At 37.4% G+C, this 16,406-nt stretch carries 13 protein-coding genes and 2 pseudogenes; 3 read left to right on the top strand and 12 right to left on the bottom strand.

The window, feature by feature from the left end; all coding sequences use genetic code 11:
• Positions 1–63 precede the first annotated feature (63 nt).
• From ESV24_RS13445 to bshC, 6 genes are all read right to left on the bottom strand, one after another.
• Positions 64–468 (bottom strand): OsmC family protein, encoded by a 405-nt coding sequence (locus tag ESV24_RS13445; protein ID WP_111816896.1) that lies wholly within the window; start codon positions 466–468, stop codon positions 64–66.
• Positions 465–2,360, bottom strand: a complete 1,896-nt coding sequence (locus ESV24_RS13440; protein WP_160110631.1) for a LysM peptidoglycan-binding domain-containing protein — start codon at positions 2,358–2,360, stop codon at positions 465–467. The genes ESV24_RS13445 and ESV24_RS13440 overlap by 4 nt, the downstream gene beginning before the upstream one ends.
• A 122-nt stretch (positions 2,361–2,482) precedes the next feature.
• The gene (gene guaA, locus ESV24_RS13435) at positions 2,483–4,012 is read right to left on the bottom strand and encodes a glutamine-hydrolyzing GMP synthase (RefSeq protein WP_111816894.1); all 1,530 of its coding nucleotides are present in this window, start codon (positions 4,010–4,012) and stop codon (positions 2,483–2,485) included.
• Between the two features lie 104 nt (positions 4,013–4,116).
• Positions 4,117–4,422, bottom strand: a complete 306-nt coding sequence (locus ESV24_RS13430; RefSeq protein ID WP_111816893.1) for a type II toxin-antitoxin system RelE/ParE family toxin — start codon at positions 4,420–4,422, stop codon at positions 4,117–4,119.
• Positions 4,422–4,658, bottom strand: coding sequence for a hypothetical protein (locus ESV24_RS13425; protein WP_249041585.1), 237 nt, complete (start codon positions 4,656–4,658; stop codon positions 4,422–4,424). The genes ESV24_RS13430 and ESV24_RS13425 overlap by 1 nt, the downstream gene beginning before the upstream one ends.
• 139 nt (positions 4,659–4,797) lie before the next feature.
• A complete protein-coding gene (gene bshC, locus ESV24_RS13420; RefSeq protein WP_111816891.1) occupies positions 4,798–6,396 on the bottom strand; it encodes a bacillithiol biosynthesis cysteine-adding enzyme BshC in 1,599 nt (532 codons plus the stop codon).
• A gap of 391 nt (positions 6,397–6,787) precedes the next feature.
• Between bshC and ESV24_RS13415 the strand changes: the two genes are divergently transcribed.
• Entirely contained in the window at positions 6,788–9,253 is a 2,466-nt protein-coding gene (locus ESV24_RS13415; RefSeq protein ID WP_111816889.1) for a M14 family metallopeptidase, read from the top strand.
• Positions 9,254–9,256: 3 nt separating this feature from the next.
• On the opposite strand, the gene ESV24_RS13410 is transcribed toward ESV24_RS13415, so the two are convergent.
• The 5 genes and pseudogenes from ESV24_RS13410 to ESV24_RS13390 form a co-directional block, all read right to left on the bottom strand.
• Positions 9,257–10,009, bottom strand: a complete 753-nt coding sequence (locus ESV24_RS13410) for a DUF6503 family protein (protein WP_111816888.1) — start codon at positions 10,007–10,009, stop codon at positions 9,257–9,259.
• A gap of 67 nt (positions 10,010–10,076) precedes the next feature.
• Positions 10,077–11,066 (bottom strand): N-acetylmuramidase domain-containing protein, encoded by a 990-nt coding sequence (locus tag ESV24_RS13405; RefSeq protein WP_111816887.1) that lies wholly within the window; start codon positions 11,064–11,066, stop codon positions 10,077–10,079.
• A 348-nt stretch (positions 11,067–11,414) separates the two neighbouring features.
• A pseudogene (locus tag ESV24_RS13400) lies at positions 11,415–12,119 on the bottom strand (VIT1/CCC1 transporter family protein).
• Between the two features lie 377 nt (positions 12,120–12,496).
• Positions 12,497–13,042 (bottom strand): sigma-70 family RNA polymerase sigma factor, encoded by a 546-nt coding sequence (locus tag ESV24_RS13395; protein ID WP_111816886.1) that lies wholly within the window; start codon positions 13,040–13,042, stop codon positions 12,497–12,499.
• Between the two features lie 244 nt (positions 13,043–13,286).
• On the bottom strand, positions 13,287–14,246 hold the full coding sequence (locus tag ESV24_RS13390; protein WP_111816941.1) for a tRNA dihydrouridine synthase: 960 nt from the start codon (positions 14,244–14,246) through the stop codon (positions 13,287–13,289).
• A 175-nt stretch (positions 14,247–14,421) separates the two neighbouring features.
• Here ESV24_RS13390 and ESV24_RS13385 point away from each other — a divergent pair.
• A pseudogene (locus ESV24_RS13385) lies at positions 14,422–14,658 on the top strand (DUF7222 domain-containing protein); the annotation flags it as partial.
• Between the two features lie 12 nt (positions 14,659–14,670).
• Positions 14,671–15,159, top strand: a complete 489-nt coding sequence (locus ESV24_RS13380; protein ID WP_111816884.1) for a JAB domain-containing protein — start codon at positions 14,671–14,673, stop codon at positions 15,157–15,159.
• Positions 15,160–15,189: 30 nt separating this feature from the next.
• Here ESV24_RS13380 and ESV24_RS13375 read toward each other — a convergent pair whose 3' ends face one another.
• On the bottom strand, positions 15,190–15,717 hold the full coding sequence (locus ESV24_RS13375; protein WP_146743183.1) for a hypothetical protein: 528 nt from the start codon (positions 15,715–15,717) through the stop codon (positions 15,190–15,192).
• Positions 15,718–16,406 lie beyond the last annotated feature (689 nt).

Below are 16,406 nucleotides of genomic sequence, written 5' to 3'. Positions count from 1 at the left end.
ATTTGAGTGTATTCACTTTTAATGCCAACTGCAACTGAAAACTGCTCTCTTTTTTTGGAGGTATTATCCCCAATTAAACGTAATCACTTTTTCAATATCGGGATGGAGACTATAGTTAACAGGACACGTTCGCGCGGTATTTTCCAATATTTTTCTCGCTTTAACATCTATACCTGCAGGAAAATTTAAAACGATTTCAATCTTTGAAATCCGGCGCGGGTCTGCAGCCATTATTTTAGTAACCATCGCTGTAGTGCCATCCATATTCACGTCCATATCGCGAGCCTTGATTCCCATCATGGTAATCATACAATTTGCAAGTCCTGTGGCTACCGTGTCTGTTGGCGAAAATGCTTCACCTTTACCATTATTGTCGGTTGGGGCATCGGTTATAAATTTGTTGCCAGATTTCAAATGCTCGTTTTCGCTGCGTAGTTTTCCTAGGTAAGTTACTTTGGCGGTGCTCATTCTACTATTTCAAATTTAAGGTCGTCGTTATATTTCAAAATATAAGCAGCTTCATTACAGTAGCCTTCTGTATTTGATTTTTCATATCGAAATTTATTTTCAATATAAACCGTTTCGCTTTCTGGCAAAATGGCGTCATAAATATCTTTTTCGGAAGCCAAACGCAACAAAACATCATAGGTTACATCAAACCCGCGAATGGCGTATCTGTTTGGAAGCACGCCGTATTTATTTTTATAGCTTATTAAAAATGGGTTGGGGTCGTCTTCAGCAATATTTTTATTTACGGAAGGGAAGGTAAAGTTCAATTTTGCCAAACGGGTGCTCGACACTTCGTGCCATTCATAGGCTTCATTTCTATTCAAAGTGAACAACCGAATTTTATAATTGCTTGGCATTGCTGCAAGTACATTCACGGCGCTGCTCACCAAAACAGGGTTATCAGATTCAAGAATAACCCAATTTTCTGATGTTCCATCTGCTACCGCTGAAATATCATTAGCACTCACATAACCGCTTCCGCGAGGGGAAACCGTTTTAGCGGTTGGAATAGCGGCCTGGATCATTTCCCGCTGTTTAGCTCTTTTTGTATCTGAAATTATAATGATGTTTTTGCCAGAACTGTGCTGTCTTAAATAACGGATCATTGTTTTTTGAAGCACGGCATCAGTAGGAAGGGTTTGGAAAAGATTGTCGTTCATCGCCATATCTCTATTGCTTAATGGCGAAAAGACAGGAATCTTTTCACTCCTCAACATTTCTGAAGCTTTTTCCACATTTTTTTGAAGCAACGGACCAATTACGGCATCCACGTTTTTGAATTCACTTTTTGAAATGATGGAAGCTACTTTACTATCGCTCTTTTCGGTGTCGTAAACATTCATTGTTACCGAAATGCCTTTGTCTTTTGCAAATTCTGCAGCCATCAATGCACCACTATAAAAATCTAAAGCAACACGAAGCGTTGGGTCTTTTTTAAGCGACTCTTGATCGTTTTGGGTAGAGTCGGCAGTTCGCATCAAACGGAACGGAAGCATTAGCGCTACCGTTTTCATTTTCTTATTGTCAATGCGGTTTTCAAGATTTATTACTGAAATATCATCTTGCGAAATTGTTGCTTCTTCCTTGGGCAATTTCAGAATCATTCCTTCCTTCAAGCCATCTTTTGCATACGGATTCAATGCAATTATTTCTTCTTCGGAAAGACCGAATTTTATTTTTAATCTGTAAAAACCTTCTTTTGGCTTCACTTCGTAATACTGAAAGTTTTCCTCGTCTATTTCAGCACTTTCGATTACTGATTGGTCTGGAACAATAATAGTTGAGCCAACTTTTAACCCTTCTCCCAAATCTGGGTTTAAAACTTCTAATTCAGTTAATGAAATACCGAATTTTCTGGCAATTCCAAACTTCGTTTCTTTCGGCTTAACAGTATACTGCTGCGTTCCGGGTAATGTACTTCCTGAAGTGGAGCTACTATTTTGATTGACAATGGAGGCTGGGATCAGTAATCGCTCTCCTTTTCTCAAGCCACGGGAATACAACTCTTTATTCAGTTTTTTAATATCGTCTGCGCTTACATTGTAAAGTTGTGCAATTCCGTAGAGGGTTTCCTTCTTTTTTACCCTGTGATCGCGGTAGTCGTTTTTGTTGGTTCCAGAGCTAATTGCGCTATTGGAAGGGATTATCAAAACGCTGTTCACCTTCAGCTCATTTCTGGAATCGGGATTTAAGTTGTAAATAGTTTCTTCGGAAATGTTGTATTGCTTTGCAATGCTATATACCGTTTCCCCTTTTTCAACCGAATGACTTTTGTACTGTTGCTGCGCTGCAGAACCACAGCTAACCATAAATAGAAAGGTTACCGAAACGTATATTAAACACTTCAACATAGAGATAATCAATTTTTTAGATTTGCTAAACATAGTCTCGATTTCAATTTAAAAAAACATTGGGCCAAGGTGGTTGAGTGAATTTCAACATGCGTAGCAATGATGAAATTACTATCGAAACCTTATTCCCACTCAATGGTAGCTGGCGGTTTTGAGCTGATGTCATAGACTACTCTATTAACGCCTTTAACGCGGTTTATTATATGGTTGCTTACTTCCTGTAAAAATTCATAGGGAAGGTTCACCCAATCTGCGGTCATTCCGTCTGTAGATTCCACGGCGCGCAAAGCAACTACTTTTTCATACGTTCTTTCGTCACCCATTACACCCACGCTATTTACTGGCAAAAGTATTGCTCCTGCCTGCCACACTTTATCGTAAAGATCCCACTTTTTCAAACCGTTGATAAAGATAGCGTCAACCTCTTGTAATATACGAACTTTTTCAGCCGTAATATCACCCAAAATTCGAATAGCCAAACCTGGGCCAGGGAAGGGGTGTCTGCCCAATAACTCGGAATCTATGCCCATTTCTTTACCTACGCGTCGTACTTCATCTTTAAATAGCATGCGCAATGGTTCCACAATTTTCAACTTCATAAAATCTGGTAAACCGCCAACATTGTGATGACTTTTTATAGTTACCGAAGGTCCATTTACCGAAACACTTTCTATTACATCAGGATAAATCGTTCCCTGTGCCAACCAATCCACACCAGTTAATTGGTGCGCTTCATCATCAAAAACCTCTATAAACGCGTTGCCGATGGCTTTGCGTTTCCTTTCAGGATCGCTTTCATTTTTTAAGGCTTCCAAAAAGCGTTCGGAAGCATCAACACCTTTTACATTCAGCCCCATATCTTTATATTGGTGAAGCACGCTTTCAAATTCATCTTTTCTAAGCAAACCGTTATTCACGAAAATACAGTATAGGTTTTTGCCGATGGCTTTATTCAGAAGAATTGCAGCAACTGTGCTATCAACACCACCACTTAAACCAAGTACCACTTTGCCATCGCCAATCTGCTCTTTCATAGTTTCAACCGTAGTTTCCACAAAAGCAGCAGGTGTCCAAGTTTGTGGAACTTCGGCAATATTAACAAGGAAATTTTCAAGCAACTGCTTCCCGTGGGTTGTGTGATATACTTCTGGGTGAAATTGGATTGCGTAGGTTTCTTCACCTTCAATTCTGTAAGCCGCATTTACCACATCAACCGTGCTTGCCAAACGAACTCCGTTTTCGGGAAGTTGCGCAATGGTATCGCTATGGCTCATCCACACATTTGTATTTTCGGGAATATCTTTAAAGAAATCTTCCCCAGATTTTATCATTGAAAGTTTTGCCCTTCCGTACTCACGGATGTTTGAAGGCTCCACGCTACCACCACTAAAATGTGCTAAATATTGAGCTCCGTAACAAACCGCCAAAAGGGGTTTGTGTCCACGAATCTGTGAAAGATCGGGATGTGGCGCGTCTTCCGCGCGAACGGAAAACGGACTACCCGAAAGTATTACGGCCTTAAAAGGCTCCAAGTTTTCTGGAATGTGATGGTAAGGGTGAATTTCGCAGTAAATGTTCAGTTCCCGCACGCGTCTCGCGATCAATTGGGTGTACTGCGAACCAAAATCTAAAATGAGGACGTTGTTTTGCATAGGCAAAAATACTTTAAATAGTTAAGTTCCGAAATGGGTTACAGGTGAATTTTTTTGTGGGTTTTCAACAATGGATTTTTGACACGAATGCACGAATATTTTTGTTATCTCAAATGTTTTTTAAGTTTATTTGGATTTGGGCGTGTGTCAAAAAATGTGATAACTTCAAGTACGTTATTTTGAGAATTTATTCGATAATAAAAAGTATTTTGTTTGGTAACTACGCATTTATAAATACCACCAAGTTCTTTTGATTTTGGGCAACTTTCTGGTTGTAATGAAATCTGCTCGATTTTAGAAGTGAGTTTGGATAAAAAATCTTTTTTTACTTTATTTCCCCATTCAGATAAAAGATATTCAGTAATTTTTTCAAGTTTATTTTCCGCTTGTGGCGATAGAATAACTTCCATTATGAAATTCTTTTAAGAACTTCTTTATATGATTTACCATCGCCTCGGTTCAGCTGCTCAATACCTTTTTTTATTTCAGCTTGTTCTTCTAAGCTTAAATCATTCCAAAAGTCAGATTTCTCATTATTTATAAATTCAGTTACTTTATTTATAAAAGTATCGTTTTCAATATTAAGTATCATTTTTACCAATTCTATTTTTGAAGTTTTGATGTCCATTTTATGTGCTTTTTTCAAAGTTAATGATATTTGTCTATTGTTTTTTATTTTAGAACTATATGTGATGGCTTTTTTTTGCCACGAATACACGAATGTTTTTGTTTTTTTACTCTATTGTTATTCTTAAACCTAATAGGTTTTTGAAACCTGTTAGGTTTTATTCAAGCTCCATAATAGTAAAATTAACATTCAACGGCTGTAAATTCTCTTTAAGTGTATCCAGCAATCCTTCACCATATTCCAAATAAAGCTCAGAAAAATTAAGCTGCCGTTCCTGCAAACTTTGGTTTGGGAACAATTGATTTTGAATATCTTTTACGCGATCCAGTTCTTCGGAAAGGTTCCTTTTTTGTGCTTTCAGCAGTCGCTTTTCAAGATTGTCCAAACCGTTCAATTGTTTCTTTTCCTGTGCGCCAACGGCACCCAAAAACGAAGCGTCGGTTTGTTTTGCCAATTCATATAAATCTTTGAACTGTTGTTTCAGGAATTCTTTTTGCTGCGAAAAGTCTATGTCTATTTTTGAAATCTCCCGTGTGTGTTTTGTTATCAATTCGTGCTGCGGAAGGAAGAGATCATCAATTTCAATATTCAGTTTTTGTAGTTTTTCCGAAAGCATTTTTGAAACCAAAAGCACCGAATTGCGAAGCAACAAAATAGGGAAGGGGACTTCCACTTTATTGAAATAATCCTTCAACTGAAACCAATAAGCCAGCTCACCGCCACCGCCAATGTAACAGAGGTTGGGCAAAATAACTTCTTGGTAAAGCGGCCGCAGCAAAGCATTGGGTGAAAAGCGCTCTGGATTATCGTGAAGTTCATTTAAAATTTCTTCTTTCGAAAAAGAGAGGTCAGTTTCATTTACATAAAACCGCCCATCTTTTTCAATAATGCGTTCCCTAAGATTTTCCTTTAAATAGAAAAGATTTATTTCCCGCGGATGTACTTGTTCCGAAAAACCCAAATGTGTTAGCTTCTCAGTTGTTTCCGAAACTTTTTTAAAGCTGAGGTTTTCGGTCAGCTCCTTTTCTGCGAAAGGAATAAAACATTTTTTTAATTCTTTATCATTTCCGTCAATAATTACCAAACCGTGATGGTAGAAAAGACAATTCGCTAAAAACCGTGTAGCATCAGCGAGGTTGTCGTGTTTGGTATAAGCATCTTTAAAATAAGAAACCAGCTTTTTGGCGTTTTCGCTTTCGCCAAATTCCTTTTTCAGTAGTTCTTTCACCTCCTTTAAACCTTTCGTGGAAAGTTCGCCAACAGCGCCAGAGGCTTCCCTGTTCCATTTCACTTTTTTGCCGAAGAGGTTGAAATAATTTATTTCCTCAAAATCGTGATCTTCCGTTGCCATCCAATAAACTGGCACAAAATGGTTGGTTGGATATTTTTGGTTTAATTGTTCAGCTAGGTTGATTGCTGAAAATATTTTGTATAAAAAATATAAAGGACCTGTAAAAAGATTGAGCTGATGCCCTGTAGTTATTGTAAAGGTATTGTGTTCGCGAAGCAAATCAATATTGCTCAAAGTAGATTGCGACAGCGAATTATCGCCATATTGAAGCATTAGCCGTTTTGCAAGCAAATGCCTTTTTTCATCCGTAAAGTTCTTCTGCTTTTCCGTTAATTGGTGTTTGAAATTTTCCAGGTTTGGAAAGCGATTGTAAAAGGTTTTTAATGATTCATCTTCAGTGAGATAATCGCATATTAATTTAGAAAAATAACCTGTGTTTTTATAAGGAATGTAATGGGCTGGCATAGATTCTTTGGAAAAATTCAAACAAAAATAACCGTTTTAAATGGGCTGTAGGTTTAAAGATACGTTAATCTTGAAACTCGGTATGGCTTGGCCACGAATTCACGAATGTTTTTTGGATATCCGGTGGATTCAAAATATTTATAGAAATCAAGATAGAAAAACATTTCAGTCCTTTCTGGGACTTGAGAATTGGGTAATCACATTTTTCGAGGGAAAGGTTTACCACGAATTCACGAATTTTTTTGTTTGATACATTTTAGTATTCTTAACTATGTGATTAAAAATTCATAACTGGCAAATAGAATAATTATTCGTGCATTCGTGGCTAAAAATCCCCAACAATATTTCAAAATCTTTACTTAGTTTTATCGCACATTTTAAATTTCTACAAATGAAGCGCCATTTTACTTTTTTAGCACTGTTTTTTCCTCTGTTTATATTAGCCCAACTGAAATCCCCATCAGAGTTTTTGGGGTATGAAATCGGCACAGAATTCTCCCGCCATGCTGATGTTGTTGCCTATTTTGAACACATAGCTGAAAATAGTGGAAAGGTAAAATATTTCGATTATGGAAAAACCAACGAAAGAAGAAGGCTAACGTATGCAGTTATTTCTTCCGAAGAAAATATTGGTAATCTCGAAAAGATACGCACCGATAATTTAAAAAATATCGGCATTTTGGAAGGCGCTTCCTCTCCAGAAAAGGCAATCGTTTGGCTCAGCTATAACGTCCACGGTAATGAGGCCAGCAGCAGTGAGGCGGCTATGAATACTGCTTATAAACTTATTACTGAACATTCAGATTGGTTGAAAAACACCGTGATAATTATGGATCCCAATGTTAATCCTGATGGTCGCGATCGCTATGTAAACTGGTATAACCAAATGAAAGCTTCACCTTATAATTCTTCGCGCGATGCCATAGAACACAACGAGCCTTGGCCTGGCGGACGCCCAAACCATTATTTGTTCGATTTGAATCGCGACTGGATGTGGGCGAGTCAAGTGGAAACCCAACAGCGCCTAAAAATATACAACCAGTGGATGCCGCAGATACACGTAGATTTTCACGAGCAATACATTAACAACCCATACTATTTTGCACCTGCGGCGGAACCATTTCACGAAATAATCACTCCTTTTCAGCGTGAATTTCAAAATACAATAGGAAAAAATAACGCTAAATATTTTGACGAAAATGGGTGGCTGTTCTTTACCCGTGAAAGTTTCGATCTTTTGTACCCAAGCTATGGCGATACCTATCCGCTATTTATGGGTGCCATCGGGATGACCTATGAGCAAGCTGGCCACGGAATGGCAGGCTTGGGAATAATTAATGACGAAGAAATTGAATTAACGCTAGTGGACAGAGTGGCACACCACACTACCTCAGGACTTTCCACTATTGAAGTGGCTTCGCAACAAGCAGCTTCTATGAATTCTGAATTCAAAAAATTCTTTAGCAATGATAATTTAAAATATAAAAGCTTTGTCCTGAACGGGAATCCCGACAAGATACAGGAGCTTACCCAGCTTTTGGACAAACACGATATAAAGTATGGTTATGCCAATGGTGGAATGGTAAAGGGCTTCAATTATAACGATATCAAAAAAGGTTCTATAGATACCAAAGGCGCTTTGGTGGTGAGCACCAACCAGCCAAAAGGAAAGATGGTACAAGTACTTTTTGAACCAAATGCCTCGCTCTCAACGCCGCTAACGTATGATATTACTGCTTGGAGTTTGCCTTATGCATTTGGGCTGGACGCTGTGGCTAGTGTAACTTTGGTTCCTGCAAACGGAAATGCACCGAGCAATACAGTTTCCAATGTTCCTTCTCCTGCAGCGGCGGGCTATATTGCCAAATGGAACAGCTTGAAGGATGCTGAATTTCTTTCAGCATTATTGCAAAATGATATAAAAGTTCGTTTTTCTGAAAACGAACTGGGCTTTGGCGGCAACAGTTTTGGTCGCGGTAGTTTGATTATTACACGCAGCGATAATAAAACCACACCTGATTTTGACAAAAAGGTCATCGAAATAGCAAATCAACTGGGACGGCAGTTGTATGCTTCACCTACAAGTTTTGCAGATAAATTGACTGATTTCGGTTCACAATATGTGCATTTAATTAAAAACATAAAAGTAGCAATGCTGCAGGGTGAGGGAACTTCTTCTTTAAGTTATGGTGCGCTTTGGCACTTTTTTGAAACACAATTGAAGTATCCCATTACTTCTATTAATACAGATGATATCGGCAAAATTGAGTGGAGCGATTATGATGTGCTTGTTTTGCCCGACGGAAATTACAAATCTATTTTAGACGAAGCTGCTTTTAAAACTCTGGAAGAATGGATTAATAAAGGCGGAAATGTGATTGCAATTGGCAATGCCGTTGGTATTTTTGAAGAAAAGGAAGGCTTTGATTTGTTAAGCAATATTGATAAAAAAACCGAAAAGGAGAAAGATACATTAGGAAATATGGTGCCTTATGCACAACGCGAACTGGAAAGCACCAAAGATTTCATAACTGGAAGTATTTATAAGATTTCGCTAGACAATACCCATCCGCTTGCGTTTGGTTATGGCGATACTTACTACAGTTTAAAACTAGGTAGCGATTCCTATAAATTTCTGAGTGATGGGTATAATGTGGGTTATATAAATGGAGAAGCAGAAAGCGTTTCAGGTTTTTCGGGTGAAACGGCTAAGGCGGCCCTAAAAAACTCTATTGTTTTTGCACAAGCAAAAAAGGGGAGTGGCAGTGTGATTTATATGGTAGATGATGTTTCCTTTCGTTCGTTTTGGCAGAATGGGAAACTGTTTTTGGCTAATGCTGTGTTTTTTGTGAATTAGGAATTATTTATTCCCAGAAATTTCTACTGAAACATTTTCGGTTTTAATATCAGAAAGCAACTCGAGTTTTCCGGCCGTGTATAGCTCGTCTACAGTTTGTAGATCTACGGTTTCCCAAGGTTGTACTTTGTAATTTTCGTAATCCACAAATCGCAGTCCGTTTACCATCGTTGGGTTATAAGCCTTTCTAAAACGGATGCCGCCTTTGCCTGTATAAAATTTATAGGCGAAATAATCTACAGTAAAATCCTCTTGCGCTATCCAGTACATATAAACATCTTCGTGATCTGTACCGCCGCCATCCTGCGCAAAAGTCACTTCAATTTCATAGTATTTCTTGCCGTCAATCTCGGCTTCACCCAACAATTCCTTGTTAACCGCAGCCTCATTTAAACCGTATGGCAAGTGCACAAAGTAATGCACAGAGTTAAGCGAATTGGCATATTTGCTTGCAGTGGAATCGGGTAGAATAAGTTTGGTGCCATTGGCAAAGCGCTCAAAGCCGAAATTGGTTAGCACATCATTCGTTTCTCCCAAAGAATCCGTAATAGTTCGGGTAAGTTCGAAGTTGCCTTTCTTTCTGTAGCTGCCGTATTTAGTGTCGCGGAAAGTAAATTTTATTGTTGCAGCATCATATTTTTCGCCACCGGCATTTTCAATGGTTTTATCAATAATCTGTTGAGCGGTCAATTGTTTTTCTTCTTGCTTGCAGGAGCTTAAAATTAGCAGGAAACCGATTATTGGAAGGATGCGCATAACTGATTGATTTTTTTTTCAAAGATACGAATGATGATGGCAATGAACAGTAAACTTTTAAATTGAATCAACCGCGCAACAACTTAAATTCCCGGAACCATCGTCCTAAACTTTCATCGTAATGGTGGGTTGCATAGCCGGAGCCATTGTAGTATTTCGCCACAACCTTAAAGTCGTCTGCAGTTGGGTTTGTTTTGCTCACCACGTTGCGTACGCTGGATCTCAGGGTTAAAAACCGAGCAATGGATGTAATTTGTTTTTCCAGTGGGGCGGTATAAAGTTCCTTGGCGGAGTTAGCTCCAATGCTACTATAATTAAAGCCCATAATTTGCCCAAGCCCAAAACTCATGGAGCGGAAGCGCAGCTCAGAGAGATCTGTTTGTGGTTCTTGTTTTGAAAATTTTGTTAAAAAATGCTGCTCAAATCTTGGCCGTACCACACCTGCAGATTCCTGCCGGATGATTGATAAAATCCATTCAGGATGTATGATGATGTTTTTTGAATCCTTTAAATTTTGCGAAGCTTTTTCTGCAGCGGTACCGTATCGCTCGTTTATTTTTCGGCAATCCAGCAAATCATTATTATAAAGCGCGTTAAGCTGAAATATAGCTTCATCAAAATCGCCGCAGTTTATTTCATTTTTTGCGATGGCTTCTTTTGCAGCTTCCAGCATTTTTTCCAACGTTGGCATTGTTAAAAGCACATCGGGAATCACATTTATTTCTGTGCGCGCATTGCGCCAATTACATTCATAGGTCAATGTTTTTGTGGGAAAACCTGGTTTTGAAAGGCTGTGTTCAAATTCAAACTGTGCCAAAGCTCTGTTGGTGCCACGGCCAAAATCTCCATCAATGGAAAACGCACCCGAAGAAGATGTGGAATAGCCCAAAAAGATAAGCAACCGCTGAAACGCCCGAATGGTGTTTTCACCAGCCGTGTGCCTATCGAGCGAAACATCGCCGCTCTCAAATCTTTTAAGGTCATTTTCCCAAAAGCGGGAAGTGTTTGGTGGGTTTATAATTTGTTGGATCTGTGGGTCATGGATCAAGGTTGTCATGGCTTTTAAACATTAGTTGGTTAAAGAAAAATTAAGGAGAGGAGAGTAATATTGGAATAATTTACGAAATTATTTCAAATAAATGATTGGACGAGGAAAAATAGAAGCAATATAATTTGTTCATTCTTAATGGAATGGCTCAGAATAAGATGAAGATAATAGCACAATCCTAGCAACAAAAACATTAAAAGTCCAGTTGGGGAAGGATGCTTGTTGGGCCTTTAGAAACAATCGTTCTTACGGTCGAATTAGGCTATGCTAGCGAGAGGTCTCGCTCGTCCGTCACAGTTTGGAGACTAGCAGTCCGGGGGGATACGGTTGGGATGCCAGCGCCGGTGAGGAGCTTACTTACAAGGTTGTTCCAAATAAATAACCCACCAAAGCTGTTAAGCCCATAGCCACCGTTCCCCAAAATGTAATTCTTATAATGGCTTTCCCAATACTTGAACCACCTGTTTTGGCAGCTACTGCACCTAGAACAATTAGGAATGCAATGGCAAATCCATATAAATAATATTCCATATTCTGAAGAGGTAGAAATAACGCAACAATCAATGGAAGTACTCCCCCAAAAGTAAATGCTGAGCCCGAAGCAAAGGCGGCCTGAATCGGTTTTGCTTGACTTATTTCATTAATCCCCTACTCATCTCTCACATGAGCTGCTAGCACATCGTGCTCTGTTAATTCTTTGGCAACTGTTAAAGCGGTCTCTTTTTTAAGCCCTCTCTTTTCATAAATCTCTGCCAAACGTTGTAATTCAAGTTCGGGCATTTCTCTTAGTTCTATAATTTCTCTTTCAATATCAGCCTTTTCCACATCTGTTTGAGAACTGACTGAAACGTATTCACCAGCTGCCATTGATAAAGCTCCCGCAACCAAACCTGCAAGGGTAGCCAGAATAATAGGTTCTCTTAAATCGCTGGCAGCAGCAATTCCTATCGCAAGACTTGCAGTAGAAAGAATACCGTCATTGGCGCCAAGTACGGCCGCTCTTAACCAATTACTTCTGTGTATATAGTGGTTGTCTAAATAATCATCCGGCAGCTCGCTCATTTTTGCTTTTTTAAGAATATTAATAATGCTTTCCCTCGTTACTAATGGACGCTTAGAAGCTATGTGAAGTTACAGAATTTACGCTAACAACCTCCTGTTAATTATTCTTTCCAGAAAGCCCAAATAGGAGGCTGGTATATGGTGGTTTTTGATGACACAAAATTTCAACAATATCACAAAATAGCTTTAGCACAATCTACTTTTGTTGGCTTTGAAATTTAGAGTATATAGATGAAAGGGATAGTAGCTGTGGCACCCTTCTTAATAAAGATAGTTATTAATTGGATTGCTTTAAGCTGTATGCTTTAGGCTTTGAGTTAGGTGGTTAGTATGTGAGTATGTGAGTATGTGAATTTGTGAATGTGTGAGTTTGTGAATTAGTTTGAAATTTCTGAGGCAGTAGTAGTGCATTGGGAGCAATTAGGCTCCCCAATCAAACTGCCGTTTTTGTCAAATTCATATTTGCAGCATTCGTTGAAGTTTTTCTTTAGAATAGCCTTTGCCCGCCGTATTCTTGCTTTCACATTTGCGTGACTGACATGCAGTATTGTCGCAACTTCATGTTGTTTTTTTCCTTTTAGATAAACCAATTCGATAGGTTCTCTATAAATAGGGGGCAGATTGTTTATAAACCTATCAAAGCAACAAATGTTTTGATATTCTTCTTCAAGGGCTTCCGTATGTTTACCTACTTCAGTTATATAAAGAGATTCCTGTTTGAAGAAATTGGCAATCTCGTTTCGCGCAATCTGAAAAACCCAAGCTTTCATTTTCTCTTCTTCTTTAAGCTGATGTAGGTTTTTATGGATTTTCAGGAACGTATTCTGAAAAATATCGTTAGTAGCGGCTTCATTTTTTACCTTTTTAAGGATGAAAAAATAGAGCTCTTCATTAAACTGCTTCCATATTTTTTGTGTTTCCATAATTAGAGCTTAACTTTATTAAAATAGAACAAAGGTTGGCTTTTGTGCCAACCTTTATTTAATTTAACAGCAACTGCATTTATTGCATTCACATTTTCCGCAGGGACAGTTATTCTTTGAGCAGTCTGTGCAATTACATCTGGTGCAATCGCAATTGGTACATTTACACGTATTCATACTTTAAGTTTTTAAAATTCATAGAGTAGACTTACAAATGATGAAAAGGATACATTTTTTTAGAACGCTATTGTGAATGTCTCATTTCCGCATTTAAAATTTGAGCAACCGCCTGTTTGTATTTTATAGGATTTGAAGCTTTCTTAATGGCTTTGTATGCCTTTTGCGGATTTGATGTTGCCTGCGAAAAGAACTCCCAAAAACCCAGCATTTTCATTTTTATAGGGGTTGGTCCTGACAAGTATTCGTCGTATTGCTGGTAAATGGTGTCGTGAAATTCTGAAAAAATAGCCCATCTGTTTTCGGGATATTCCGTAGTTTTATTTTTGATCATGCTCGGTAAAAACGGATCGGCAATTAAGCCGCGGCCAATCATAAAATGATCAATACTTGGGAAGCGTTCTTCAATGGCCTTAAAAGCAGCAACGCTGGTAATATCTCCATTATAGTACAACTTGTGTCTGGTACTGCCGATGCATTTTTCAAAAGCATCCAGATCTACCGGGCCTTTGTAGAGTTGCTTTCCAATTCTGGCGTGAATAGCAATGTTTTTAAGCGGATAGTTATCTAAAATAGGAAAAGCATCGAGGATTTCTTCAGGGTTTTCATAGCCCATTCTCATTTTCATGGAAACCAAAATATCTGTTTCGTTGTGTGCTTTGTGTAAAACGTCGTTAATTCTATTCGGATTGCAGATTAGGCCGGAGCCCATTCCAGATTTAGCGACCATAGGGTAGGGGCAACCTAAATTCCAATTCAATTCTTTATACCCTAAACTTTGCACGTATTTGGCAACAAATACAAATTCATCTGCATCGTTGGTGATTATTTGCGGAATCACCTCTAAGGTAGTGTTGTTTTCGGGTAAGATATCGTTTTGATAGGATTGCTTAATTGTAAGTTTTCCGTTGAGCCTAATGTATGGCGAATAGAACGTATCAATCCCACCAAAATACTTATTAAAAGCATTTCGAAACCTGAAATCTGTAAAACCCTGTAAAGGGGATGAAAGTAGGGTGGAAGCCATCTTATTGTTTAGTGGGGCAAAGATAGGATAATTGGGAAATGGAAGTGCGAAATATGAAATGGGAAATGCGAAATAGAAAGTGGGAAGTTTAAAAGTGGGAAGTTCAGTTTGAAGTTGGAAGGGGACAGGTGAATTGGTTTTCATATTTTATTGATTTACTGTCCAATCTGATTTCTTTAATGATTTAATGCAGTATGGATGCATCAGTGGAATGATTAGCATTCTTATTTATTACTGTGATACCCACGAATTCTTTATGGACCACTATGAAGAGATTGAATCACTTCGTTATGAATATGAAGAATTGTATGGTGTTATCCTAAAGCCCCAAGGAGATTTAATGAACTGGTATAGTTGGTTTGCTTTTGAAACGGTAGCTCGCAATCTCGCTGAATCTTTTGGAATCTATTAAAAGCGAAATGTTATGGAAGCGAAAAAGAGAGATTCGAAAAAAATGTATGAAATTGGGATTGTGTATAAACGTCCCCTCTTTGATACGATGCCGGTGATAAAAAATTCCTGTGATGCCCATACTGTTTTATCCAAACTCATTGACTATGACCTAGTAGATTATAAAGAATATTTTTGGGTTCTATTACTTACCAAAAGTAACCGAGTTTTGGGTTTTTCTCAAATTGGTATGGGTGATTCTTCTAGCGTTATTGTACATACGAAAGAAATATTCCAACTTGCATTGAAAACGAATGCTTGTGGGCTAATTTTATGCCATAACCATCCTAGTGGAAACCTTACAAGTTCAAAGCCAGATAGAACCTTGACCGAAAAAATTAAAATTGCAGGGAGATTGTTCTCTATTGATTTAGTGGATCACCTAATAATCACTAGTGAAGGTTTTTATTCACTTGCTGATAATGGAGATATTCTTGTGCCGGATAACACTCTACCATTTTGAGGTAGAGTGTTTTTTAATTATATTTCTATATCATTTTACCTTAAAAGATTCAAAAACTTCATTGGCTGAAGTTATAAAATTGGAAAATTCATTCATTTCGGCTGTATAGGTAATTAAATATGCCTTATCATTTTTTATAAAATATACTTGTTTTAACTTTAATTTAGGTTGATTGTTATTATTAAAATTTGGTGGCATAGTGTAAACAATCTCCTTTGCCGCAATTTCTGATATTTTAATATTTTTATTGCTTTGTATGGAATTTTCTCCTAGGGCATTTTTTATTTGATTTAATGTTAGAAGATGGTAATCTTCTAATGACATAGGCATAGATTGATTGGGTAAATCTTGAATTAAAACATTTAAGTTTGGATTAAAATTAGAACTTTTCTTCTGTTTATTAAAAACAAAAGTCTGAGATTCATTCTCTTCTACCTTCCAATCTTCCATAGAATATCTAAACGAATAACCTTTTGCGGAGCTAAATTTTTCTAAAGAATTTTGACTACAAGCCATAAATGTTACTAAAATAAAAAAAGACAATAGTGGGTTTTTCATATCCAAATTTTTTAATAATGGTATTAATGATTTAAAAAAAGTAAACTTACAAAGAAAAAACAAATAGATATTATAGTGAATAGAATACTATAAACAATGTATTTTCTTCTTTCTGAATGCGACCAATTTTCATATTTTTTAAAATACACAAGATATTTATCTTTTATGAAGATAAGGAAATAACATAGCAAATAAGTAATCACTCCAAATAAAATATAAATTACAGAATTCAAAAGAATCTCAAATCTAAATATATATGTTGTGAGTTTAAAAAGTCCTATCATAAGAATAAAAATAACTCCTCCTGTTATTCCGGCTGAAAAGAATAGACTTAAACCAAACTCTTTATTAATATATGTATCGTTATAAACATCTAAAAAACTTTCTCCATTTTCTTTAGCCTTTCTTTTAAAATATGGAATTTTATATAGAAGCAGAAAAGGGTTTATTTTATTAGAAAGAAAGTGTAGTTTACAATCTATTAAATAGATACAATAATGAAATATGTTAATAATATTTTCCATAATTATTCTTTATAGGCAGAGTTAACTGCGGCTTCAGCGGGAGTGTTCAATTAAGTGTGTCATCGGTTAAAAATCTGTTGTCAAAATAATCTACTAGGTCTCTTCGCACCGATGCCCATGCAAACATACTACCATTCCATCTTGTCTGCGCATTTATGGTTGCCA

This window comes from Aequorivita lipolytica, assembly GCF_007997135.1.
In the GTDB taxonomy this organism is placed as follows: Bacteria; Bacteroidota; Bacteroidia; order Flavobacteriales; family Flavobacteriaceae; genus Aequorivita; species Aequorivita lipolytica.
The sequence above is the reverse complement of the archived record's forward strand: the minus strand, read 5'-3'. Positions and strand labels throughout refer to the sequence as shown.

Excerpts from the sequence above, each read along its gene's own strand:
- ESV24_RS13445 (WP_111816896.1), bottom strand. The coding sequence starts at position 468 with ATGAGCACCGCCAAAGTAACTTACCTAGGAAAACTACGCAGCGAAAAC.
- ESV24_RS13440 (WP_160110631.1), bottom strand. The coding sequence starts at position 2,360 with ATGTTGAAGTGTTTAATATACGTTTCGGTAACCTTTCTATTTATGGTT.
- guaA (WP_111816894.1), bottom strand. The coding sequence starts at position 4,012 with ATGCAAAACAACGTCCTCATTTTAGATTTTGGTTCGCAGTACACCCAA.
- ESV24_RS13430 (WP_111816893.1), bottom strand. The coding sequence starts at position 4,422 with ATGGAAGTTATTCTATCGCCACAAGCGGAAAATAAACTTGAAAAAATT.
- bshC (WP_111816891.1), bottom strand. The coding sequence starts at position 6,396 with ATGCCAGCCCATTACATTCCTTATAAAAACACAGGTTATTTTTCTAAA.
- ESV24_RS13415 (WP_111816889.1), top strand. The coding sequence starts at position 6,788 with ATGAAGCGCCATTTTACTTTTTTAGCACTGTTTTTTCCTCTGTTTATA.
- ESV24_RS13410 (WP_111816888.1), bottom strand. The coding sequence starts at position 10,009 with ATGCGCATCCTTCCAATAATCGGTTTCCTGCTAATTTTAAGCTCCTGC.
- ESV24_RS13405 (WP_111816887.1), bottom strand. The coding sequence starts at position 11,066 with ATGACAACCTTGATCCATGACCCACAGATCCAACAAATTATAAACCCA.
- ESV24_RS13395 (WP_111816886.1), bottom strand. The coding sequence starts at position 13,042 with ATGGAAACACAAAAAATATGGAAGCAGTTTAATGAAGAGCTCTATTTT.
- ESV24_RS13390 (WP_111816941.1), bottom strand. The coding sequence starts at position 14,246 with ATGGCTTCCACCCTACTTTCATCCCCTTTACAGGGTTTTACAGATTTC.
- ESV24_RS13380 (WP_111816884.1), top strand. The coding sequence starts at position 14,671 with ATGGAAGCGAAAAAGAGAGATTCGAAAAAAATGTATGAAATTGGGATT.
- ESV24_RS13375 (WP_146743183.1), bottom strand. The coding sequence starts at position 15,717 with ATGAAAAACCCACTATTGTCTTTTTTTATTTTAGTAACATTTATGGCT.